We start from the raw sequence: 9,550 nt of genomic DNA on the forward strand, positions 1-9,550 counted from the left end.
CAACATAACGGGAAGATTTTTTATTTGAGGAGACGCATCTACAAAATTTTCTCCCCAACCAGACAATCCGCGCCCCCCCCCCCCGGAGCTGACTTCACAAGACTACCGCCTTTCCGGCAACCGCCCTGCGTCAGGAGCGTTTAACTGTCCCGAAACCGGTCATTTAAGGAATGCTGTCAATAACAGTCTGAATGAGACAGCAAGTCCTGTTCTTTAACTCCCGGTATTGGAACAGTGCAGGCCGCAGTGGACTTTCCGCCAGACTGTCGTGCGGCTGACCCGGAAAATTCCTGCGATTTCTCCCAATGACCGGCCAGCAGCACTCAGTTCCTTGACGTGTTTTCTCTGCCGGGTTGTCAGAACATGTGGTCTCCCGAGCTGTTTCCCGGCCAGTCGGATAGCCGCAAGTCCTGCCCTTGTTCGCTCGCGGATCAGTTCCCGTTCAAACTGCGCAAAGCCTGCCAGGATGGTCAGGAACAACTGACCATTCGGGGTACCCGTCTCAATCCCGATGTTGAGAATACGCACCCGGATGTGGCGGTCCGTCAGGTTATTCACCAACCCCATGACATCGAGCGTGTTACGACCCAGCCTGTCCAGACACGCCACAACCAGACTGTCTCCTTCTTTAAGGCGACTGAGCAGGCCAGCAAGCCCCGGTCGACTGGCAGCAGGCACGCTGCCTGACACCGTATCAAATACGATTTCCGTCACACCTTCTTTCTGAAGAGCCGATACCTGCCCGTCACAGACCTGGTCGCCTGTCGAAACCCGTGCGTAGCCATACCGTGTCATGCTTCTGACCTCCCTGCGTTCCGGAACAGGATTTCGGAACAGCAGGACCCGATTTTCCTGACCTGCCCCAAAAACGACGGATTGTGAAACCCAGCGTTGCAGGTCAGCGAAGCAGGACCAAAAGAGAAAAGGAGCAGACAAGGAGAGTATCCTGTCTGAGTTCTCATTGTCTCCTGTGTGTTTGCAGTTTGGCTGCAACGTCGTCACGCCAGCGTCAGGTCATTGGTCCGGAGAAATTCATGAAACGGGTAGTCGTCTGTCTCTTACTGTGCGGTGCCCTGCCACCGGTCGCCCATGCACAGGATGCCGTAGCAGCTTTTCGGCGCAGCATGGTCAACGCCGCCATGGGGATGGGGGCTGGTCACATTCCCAATACGCCCGCAACGCCGCAGGCTCCTCAGGATAATGGCGGCGTGACACTGCAAAAGACCCTGACGTATCGTCCAATAGACAATGCACTGGGACATGCCTCTCTCATGGGGATCTCGTTGGGCATGTCTGCACTGGAGGCAACAGCCCAGCTTCGCCAGGCCTGTCAGGCGGACCCATCAATTCGTACCGAGACCCTGCGGACTTCTTATAAGGGGGTCGATATGGAGACCAAGTCTTATCCGTCTCTGCTCTCCTGCCAACGAAATGGCGACGCCATCAATGTGTCGCCGGCACCTCCCGTCATGGGAGGCGTCGTCATCAAAGTCGAGCGCAGTGTCGATTATCCGGCTACTAATGCTCCGGGGTACGATGCTTTGAAAGCGGAGCTTGTCACCCGGTATAGCGCTCATCTCCCGTCTCTTTACAATGCTTCTACCGTGACCGCTCTGTATGCACTCAAGGATGGCACGGTCACCGAAAAAGCTCATGGCGACCCTGTTGCATTCTCGCCGTCGTCCGATCCACGGGCGTCTGTCACGCAAGCCTGGATGCAGATAGCGGTTGATGTGGTCCCGCAAAATCCTTCAGCCGTCAGTCATCTGAGCATTGCGATCGAGGATATCGGAGCTGTCCAGACCATAACGGCTGAAGTCATCAAGCAGCTCAATGCGGCTGTAGACGCAAAGCTGGCCCACAACACCGTCAAGCCAGCATTGTGAGGGCGTGGTCATGACCGTATCCCCTTTGCAAAACGTGGCACCAGAAGAAGCAAACACCTTTCCTGGTAACAGTCAGACTTCCAGAGTGCCTCATGAGCCGGAACATCGGGGGGTGATCATCAAAACACCCGATGCTACGCCAGGTCTGATCGTCGCTGATTGCCAGCAATATTCCTTCGTGCTGCCCAAGGTCTGGCAGGGAACAGCCGCTCCCGCTCGCAACCAGAAAGTCGTGTTCACACTGGCAGCGAATGGCGACGTCAACGCAGTGCGTTTGCTCGGGCGCGATGTTCTAACCCATGAAACGCTCAGCGCATTGGGTCAAACCCTTCGCTCGAACGGTGGAACATTTGGCGAGAAAGTGTTGCCTCTGCTCCAGGCACAGAGAGACCGCATGACGGTGCCAGGTGTTGTCCTGTCGAGTGCATTGCTGCTCGGCTTTTTCGTGCTTCCCGGCTGGAGCCTTGAGGCTGGCAATACGATACTTGGCGTCAATCTGGCCTACACCGTCAGTCAGTTGCTGGGGGTTGATACCGGTGCCGCCGATCTTACCGTTCACTTTGGTTTTTGGCGTCTGATCGGATGTCTGGTGATCGCCCTGCCCTGGATTGCACCATGGCTGACGTTCAAACGAGCGCAGATGTTGAATATCCTACCTCTTGTCTTCCTGATTACTCTCCCGCTCGTGGTGCATACGAAGCTGCGTCATTTCGCAGCGGATGCAGTGAAAAGCACCGGCCAACTTTTCGGCGGTCTGGGAGGCGATGGCGCAATGCAGCGCGATATGCAGGTGATGGTCGAGAAGCAGGTCTCCTCGTTGATTCACGCGACGTCCTGGAACAGCGGGTATTGGCTCGCACTCATCGCAGCTTTTGGTCTTGCCGGTCTTGCACTCAAGAACAGGCAGGGCAGGATACGCCACTAAGCTGATACCGATGACTGGCTTTAAGCTGTCTGCTGCACGACGCGGTGGACAGTGCTTGGTCCGACACGAAACAGTCTGGCAATCGTTCTGAGAGACTTGCCCTGCTGCGCCATCTCGCGAATGTGCTGACGCTGAACGGACGTCAGGCGGGGTGGACGTCCGATGAGCTTTCCTGCCGCCCGGGCTGCGGCGATGCCTGCCAGAGTCCGCTCACGAATGAGCTCTCGTTCAAACTCTGCCATCGCCATGAGAATGGTCAGAAACAGACGGCCATTCGACGTGCCCGTCTCGATACCCAGATTCAGAATGCGCAAACGGATATCCCGTTTATCCAAAAGCCTGACGAGTTCGAGCACGTCGACTGTATCGCGTCCAAGGCGGTCCAGCCGTGCAACAGTCAGGCTGTCACCTGGTTCCAGTTTTTTGAGAAGGGAAGACAGCGCGGCCCGGTCATGAGCTGGAACGGAACCGGAAACCGTTTCCACGACAATGTTTTCCACCCCCTCATTGCGAAGAGCCAGGATTTGGGGGTCGGTCGTCTGGGCGTCGGTTGAGACCCGAGCGTATCCGTACCGTGCCATGACCGACCTCCTGAGCGGGAAAATTCCTGATGCGATTATCATAGCATCTGTTCAGGATTAAGAATTTGGTCGGGGAAAATCCATCATGATGAGAAAAATGACAGCAACAAAAAATATTAACGGAATGAATTGATAGGTTAATTCTGAATTATCCCATGAAGTTGACAGAATAAAACAAGTATGAATATTTTTGGTTATTGATTAAAAAATCATCCACAATTCCCCGTAATTGGAATTGTTGCGCCGGAATAGTCTATATACTGATGTTTCCTTTCAGATCTTCTGGCAAAGGAAACGTTGGTGAAGATCTGGCTTCAATGACATGAACCTCGCATCTCGCCTGCCCGCATCAGCCGGAGGTGGATGAATGCGATCATGTCTTTCTCAGATGAAACGTTGGTTTCGGCGCTCAGGGAATATAACCGGGAGACCGCAAGGTCCTTCCAGAAGCTGCATTCATTCTATCGAGGACGACTGGTTGATCTGGCTTACAGCAGGGCTGAAGAGGTTGTCCGTGCAAGGCCAGACCCGCTGGATGTCTGCAAAGAGATCACCCGCATCTTCTCCAGGTTCGATCTGGCGACCGAGAATGCGCTGGAAATGTCTTCTTACATGGGGACGCAGCCTAAACGGTATTCAAGCCGATCAATGAAACAGGGTGGGACGAACCTGAGCATAAAATCCAGAAAAATCAGAAAAAACATTCGGCGATATCTGAACATACCACCCGCCGAGGATATTGTGGAAAAAGAATTCATTTCCAGAAAAATTGGAAAGAAGAAGTCTTATATCGTCAGAGTAGAAGCAGGAAGAAAAGTAACCGCATATGAATCGGCTAAAAATAGCAGATTCAACCGGAGACAGAAATTTTTTCTCATTTCAAATCTCGTTATACGGAGCGCGGTAGATATCCTGTCTTACAAAGGGTTTTTTATTACTCTGACTTTGCCACGTGAATTCCATGTTTCAAGCTATGAAACTGCTAAGAAGGAATTACTGAGTAGATGGGGAAAAGATCACGAGGAGTCTTCGTAAACAAGGAATTATTTTTTTAGGGATGAAGAAAATTCACCTTCACAAGGATGAAACTCCGCATCTGCATATCATTTTGTGCATTCATCCAGATCACGAACAGGCCGTTCGGCAAATCGTCTTCAAGAATTTCATCAATGACAAATGTCGCGAAGAAGACGCTTTCAAGGAAATAGACGATCATGAAGCTGCTCTTGCATATCTCCTGAGAGATTTTTGTCGAGACGACGATGAAGTAACATACTGCGATTTCAGGTTCCTTGGTCTTAGAATAGGTTTTCTCGGTTTCTGGGATGAATTCTACACAGGAAAATTCGACAGTCCGAAGCTTTCGGGTCTTTCACACGAGGACCTTTCTAAAGCCAAACGTATTCTATGGGATAAAAAGCGTCGGGGAGATGCCCTCTTTCTCCTTCGGGCTTTTCAAGATGAGAGTGTCAATGAACTTTCGCAATGGCATGTCAACTCAGCACATCTGGACCTGACCGATGCCGAAGAGAGATCAGAACCTTCTGAATACCCAACCCGCAATGACAAGTGTCACAGCCTCGCTCACAAAAGAAGACGCACGTCATTCGTAACTCCAGAAAAACGGCAGATATCTAATGTTTTCAGGAATCTTGTAGAAGGGAACCAAGAAGGTGCGATCCACACATTTTCTTACCTGAGGGAATGCGTAGACCGACGATTTTTGAGGATCAGAGCTGAACTTGCGCTCTGTCGGGCACGTCCACCTCCCAAACCCAGTGACACAAACGACCGGTTTCGCATCATCTCGGGGGAACGAGAGGTTTTGCGACGTCCAGTGTGACAGAAAGGGCATGCGAAATGACGACCTATGGATATGCCAGGGTTTCGACTGACGGGCAGACGACAGATCCGCAAGTGCTGGAACTGAGAAAGGCCGGGATTGTTCCGGAGAACTGTTTTGTGGAAACCGTCTCCGGCAGTGTGAGTGCTGCCAGACGTCCTGTGCTGCAAACGCTTCTTGAGCACCTTTGCAACGGCGACACACTGACGGTTGTGAAGCTCGACCGGCTGGGACGAGATACGATCGACACCCTGACTCTGATTCAGGACCTCAAAGCCAAAGGGGTTGGTGTGCGTATTCTGGCTCTGGGCGCAGATACGGGAGGGGCGGCAGGAAACCTGATCATCGGTGTTCTGGCCAGTGTGGCGGCATGGGAGCGGGATATCATCCGGGAACGAACGATGTCTGGTCTTCATGCCGCTCGGGCATCAGGAAAGCTGCTGGGAAGACGTCATGCCATGAGTCCGGCAGGTCGTCAGGAGGCGGTCAGGGCCATCAACGGAGGTGAAGCGGTGCGCAGTGTTGCGCGGCGGTATGGTGTTGCACCCCGAACAATCTATCGGCTTTTAGAAGCGACAACCGAGAGGATGGAGACTGGAAAGGCCGCCTGAAGCGGGAGACTTTACGGCAGCATGCCGTGGGTAAAAGGAGCCTGTTCTGTCCGTGAGACAGCAACGCAGGGAAGGGAAAATTTCCATCCTTTTTCTGAGGCGAGAAACCTTGAAAAAACTGAGCTTTTTCAGTGCCTTAATACAGACACGAGGTACAGGTCGCAAAGTACGGAAAAGTGAGACACGAGGTACATTTTCTTACCGCCCCGGACCGGAAAATACCGGCCTTGCGGATACGACCGGGTTGGGGGCGGCAGGAGTGGAGTGAGGTCCCTGGCGGGGCAAAAGCAGGTTGTCGAAAAGACCCAGTTCCAGTGCAGAGACGATCTCTGGGTCTCGACTTAAAAGAGCTTTCCGGAGTTTCCGCCGCTCACTGAGGGCGGCGCGAACGGAAGGCGATCTGAAATGCTCCTGAACATCGGACTGTCGGTTTTCAGCACACCGTCTGGCATAGTCATCAACAAGCTCCCGTGCTTCTTCGGCAGAGGTGACAGGCACCGTCAGGTTCCACCCGAACAGGGCATTCAGCATCCGGGCAATCAGGGCTTCGAGATGCCGGGACAGCTCTTCTTCGAGAGACATGTTTTCAAGCCGCCTGATCTCAGCGTGCCAGGGGCGAGAAATGATCTTTGGTCTGCACTCGGCCCGCGTCCATTGAGGGCGGATGATGGACGCCAAACTGTCAAAATAGTCTTGCACAGGCCTGGGAGGAACACGAACGGGCACCAGACTTTTTTCCATCACATCCCGAGCCTTCAGAGGTTTGGGAGTCTTCGGTGCTGGCTGATTGGCATTCTGCATCAAATGCGCCAGCTCACGCTTTTTCAGGCCAAGCACACGATGAAGAGCAAGCCGGTTTCTGGCTTCGTCTTCGATCAGATAGACACCGTCCTTGTCGCCTTCGAAAATAAGGAGACCGACCTCGTTTGCGGCATTTATGAAATCCCCCAGAATGCGATGATGAGCATTCCAGAGGGTCAGGATGTCTGCCCGCATCGCTGGCAGAACCGAGTGTCCTGACCGGCGTTTCGTCGCCTGGTGCTGGGCGTGAGTAAAAGCAGCGTCCGGCGTTCGGTCATTCTCATAGGTTGCAGCACGCAGGACATCTGCATGCCGGGCTTTCCCGTTTGCCTCAAGCGCATGAATGACGGCCTGTGTGCCTTTGCCGAGAGTCAGGGCGTGACCAAATTCTATCTCGGCCAGTCGGGCGATCTTTTCATGGCGTCGTTTTGAAAAGCGGCTGTCCAGAACCAGGCCGGTTTCCAGAGCTTCGGCATAAATGAGATGGTAGTGTTCGGCCTCGACGTTGCTGCCTGCCCGTTTCTTGTCGTGGCGCACAGCGAAGAGGGGGCCGTCCGCCTTGAATTCCTCGCGAAACGTTTTCTGAAGCCAGCCTAACTGGCCTTTCCTGAGCGGTTCGTCGGGGCTGAAGATGATATGACGGAGAGCATAGGTGTTGTGTCTGGCGTGAGCGTCTTTGACAGCTTCGATCAGATCGTGCTCCGTGCCCCGAAGGATTGAGACCTGTTCGTTTTCGTCCGTTCTCAACAGGTGACGAAGCAGTTTTCCATGACCGCTGCCCGTGCGAATTCTGGTCGCTTTGACAATCATGGTCGCAGGTTTCTCAGCAGAGCCCGGGCCTCGGAGTTTGCAGCCTGAACGTCTTTCAGGACCTGAGAGACGGGTGCGTGGTTTCCGGCATTCAGAGCACGAGCGATCTGATTGAGATTGTTCCCGATGCGTGAAAGTTGTCGAGACAGGCTGGTCAACGCGGATGCAACTTCGTCTGGCCGCCTTCCTGTCAGGCAATGTTCTCGTAGGAGTGTTCTCACGTAACGCGATAATGAGACATCCTGACGAGCGGCTTCAGCAACGGCTTCGCCATGTTGATCATCAGGAAGCCGGACACGAACATCACGTTTGCGGCCCTGTGCAGCAGGTGATTTTTTGACCATGGTCAGTCTCCGCCATTCGGCTGGTACAAAGGGGGTCCACGGGGGAACGAAGTTCCTCCTGGCAAGATGGCGATTGAGGAATACAAAGTATCCGCAGATCGCCACGGCTTGCTCTACCAATGTAGCCAATCTGAATGCTTACCGTCGGAGCCTGAATTTTTGCTGTTAGGGTCGATGCTGCCCAATCAGTAAACTGTATCGGGCATACCGGTTTTCTCCTGTCCGGTTGAACGCTCCGAGCATGACAAGCTCTGCCAGGTCACGAGTTGCGGTGGCAGACGTTGCCCCGGTGATGGACCGATAATTCTGGGCGCTCAGACCACCTTGAAATCCATCAGGCCCTTCAGCCAGCATCCGAAGCAAAGCCTTTTCCTGACGAATGTTCAGCTTTCCCCGAAGGCGGTCCAGAAGCCTCGTCTTCTCGATCAGGAACCGAATGGTCTGAAGCGTGCGAGATTGAGCTTCCAGTACGATCTGGGAAAACCAGATCATCCAGCCCTCTATCTGGTTCGTCTCACTGGCTCGGTGCAGTTCGAGATAATACGCCTTCTTGTGCGTATTGATGGTCGCAGCCAAAGCCGTCAGCGTCGGAGCTTCAAGACTTTGCGCCAGTGCTTTTTCAGCAATGGCCCTTCCGATGCGACCGTTCCCGTCTTCGAAAGGATGGATGGTTTCAAACCACAGATGCGCAATCGCAGCCCGTTCAATCGCGGGTAAGGGGTCAGTGCCATGTGGAGCGGTTCTGTTGAACCAGTCAATAAACTGCGCCATCTCGGAAGGCACGCTTTGAGATGACGGGGCCTCAAAATGGATGTGCGGTTCATGAAGGGGGCCGGAGATAATCTGCATGGCCTCAGCATGAGTTCGATATCCACCGATGACGTCCAGATCACGACGGCCGTTCATGAGCATGGCATGCCAGTCAAACAGACTTTGGTCCGTTAAAGGAGAGGCATAATGACGATACAGATCTGCCATCAGTTCAGCGGCTCCTGCCTCGGCAGGCGTGGAACGTCGCCTGTCTGCTGCAAAGCCTAGCTGTCGGGCAATCGAGGATTGAACACTGGCCCGATCAAGCACCTCGCCTTCAATGGCCGAGCTCTCGACCATTTCCTGAGAGATCATTTGAACGACAAGCTGCTGACTGGCGTCTTTGTCGAGATGCTGCATGGCACCCACGACAACGCCTGCTCCCTTTAGGAACTGCGTTTCAGCATCCCGCAACCGGATTTTCTCAAACTGAAAGTGCGGCCAGTCCGGAAGCTGCCAATTCCAACGCATGATCGATACCTCAGAGTTATATCGATCACTTTATCCATGTTTTATGATTGATAGAAGTTTAATCTATCAATCATCCTTACGACCAATTTTCCCGCACATAAACCCGGAATAACCCGCAACGGACTAGACCGATTTCATGACAAGATTTCTCATCCTTTCATTTGGATATGTGTAGTGTCGTGCAGCCCTTGACGAACCAAAGTTTTTCTCCAAACCTGTACTCCATAACGTTCATTGAGAAGAGCTTCATATTCCGCCGTTTTCTGCCGAAATTGAGACACTCCCAGCATCTCAAAAATGATGCGGAGCCGGTTCGAGTCCCGCAGTTCGCATCACATCTAAGTTATTGAAAATAAACGGCTTTTAGGGTTTTCAGCAACCCGGAGCCCCCATTCTTCTACAAAGGGCTTCTACAAAACGAGCCCTGTTGTGCTGATTCGTCTGCAATCCGGTTTCCACTTCAGACGC

The 9,550-nt window shown here is 53.2% G+C and carries 10 protein-coding genes; 4 read left to right on the forward strand and 6 right to left on the reverse strand.

Features of this window, described 5'->3' with window-relative positions:
- Window positions 1–213: 213 nt before the first annotated feature.
- Window positions 214–936 (reverse strand): recombinase family protein, encoded by a 723-nt coding sequence (locus tag ABF979_RS14145; protein ID WP_415560479.1) that lies wholly within the window; start codon window positions 934–936, stop codon window positions 214–216.
- A gap of 98 nt (window positions 937–1,034) precedes the next feature.
- On the opposite strand from ABF979_RS14145, the gene ABF979_RS14150 reads away from it, so the two are divergent.
- Window positions 1,035–1,886 (forward strand): hypothetical protein, encoded by an 852-nt coding sequence (locus ABF979_RS14150; RefSeq protein ID WP_415560480.1) that lies wholly within the window; start codon window positions 1,035–1,037, stop codon window positions 1,884–1,886.
- Between the two features lie 10 nt (window positions 1,887–1,896).
- Window positions 1,897–2,811 carry a hypothetical protein gene (locus ABF979_RS14155; RefSeq protein WP_415560481.1) on the forward strand — a complete coding sequence of 305 codons (915 nt, stop codon included), beginning with the start codon at window positions 1,897–1,899 and terminating at the stop codon, window positions 2,809–2,811.
- 20 nt (window positions 2,812–2,831) lie between these two features.
- Here ABF979_RS14155 and ABF979_RS14160 read toward each other — a convergent pair whose 3' ends face one another.
- A complete protein-coding gene (locus ABF979_RS14160; RefSeq protein ID WP_415560482.1) occupies window positions 2,832–3,392 on the reverse strand; it encodes a recombinase family protein in 561 nt (186 codons plus the stop codon).
- 375 nt (window positions 3,393–3,767) lie between these two features.
- Here ABF979_RS14160 and ABF979_RS14165 point away from each other — a divergent pair, with 375 nt between their 5' ends.
- Window positions 3,768–4,427, forward strand: a complete 660-nt coding sequence (locus ABF979_RS14165) for a hypothetical protein (protein ID WP_415560483.1) — start codon at window positions 3,768–3,770, stop codon at window positions 4,425–4,427.
- 16 nt (window positions 4,428–4,443) lie between these two features.
- Here ABF979_RS14165 and ABF979_RS14170 read toward each other — a convergent pair whose 3' ends face one another.
- Entirely contained in the window at window positions 4,444–4,608 is a 165-nt protein-coding gene (locus ABF979_RS14170; RefSeq protein ID WP_415560484.1) for a hypothetical protein, read from the reverse strand.
- Window positions 4,609–5,252: 644 nt separating this feature from the next.
- Here ABF979_RS14170 and ABF979_RS14175 point away from each other — a divergent pair.
- Complete coding sequence (locus tag ABF979_RS14175) at window positions 5,253–5,846, forward strand: recombinase family protein (protein WP_415560485.1); 594 nt, start codon at window positions 5,253–5,255, stop codon at window positions 5,844–5,846.
- A gap of 198 nt (window positions 5,847–6,044) precedes the next feature.
- Here ABF979_RS14175 and ABF979_RS14180 read toward each other — a convergent pair whose 3' ends face one another.
- From ABF979_RS14180 to ABF979_RS14190, 3 genes are all read right to left on the reverse strand, one after another.
- Window positions 6,045–7,457: a hypothetical protein gene (locus ABF979_RS14180; protein ID WP_415560486.1), complete on the reverse strand. Its 1,413-nt coding sequence runs from the start codon at window positions 7,455–7,457 to the stop codon at window positions 6,045–6,047.
- The gene (mobC, locus tag ABF979_RS14185) at window positions 7,454–7,801 is read right to left on the reverse strand and encodes a plasmid mobilization relaxosome protein MobC (protein ID WP_415560487.1); all 348 of its coding nucleotides are present in this window, start codon (window positions 7,799–7,801) and stop codon (window positions 7,454–7,456) included. Before mobC ends, ABF979_RS14180 begins: the two co-directional genes overlap by 4 nt.
- Window positions 7,802–7,966: 165 nt before the next feature.
- Window positions 7,967–9,082 carry a Fic family protein gene (locus ABF979_RS14190; RefSeq protein ID WP_415560488.1) on the reverse strand — a complete coding sequence of 372 codons (1,116 nt, stop codon included), beginning with the start codon at window positions 9,080–9,082 and terminating at the stop codon, window positions 7,967–7,969.
- Between the last annotated feature and the right edge of the window lie 468 nt (window positions 9,083–9,550).

The organism is Gluconobacter sp., from assembly GCF_047723935.1.
In the GTDB taxonomy this organism is placed as follows: domain Bacteria; phylum Pseudomonadota; class Alphaproteobacteria; order Acetobacterales; family Acetobacteraceae; genus Gluconobacter.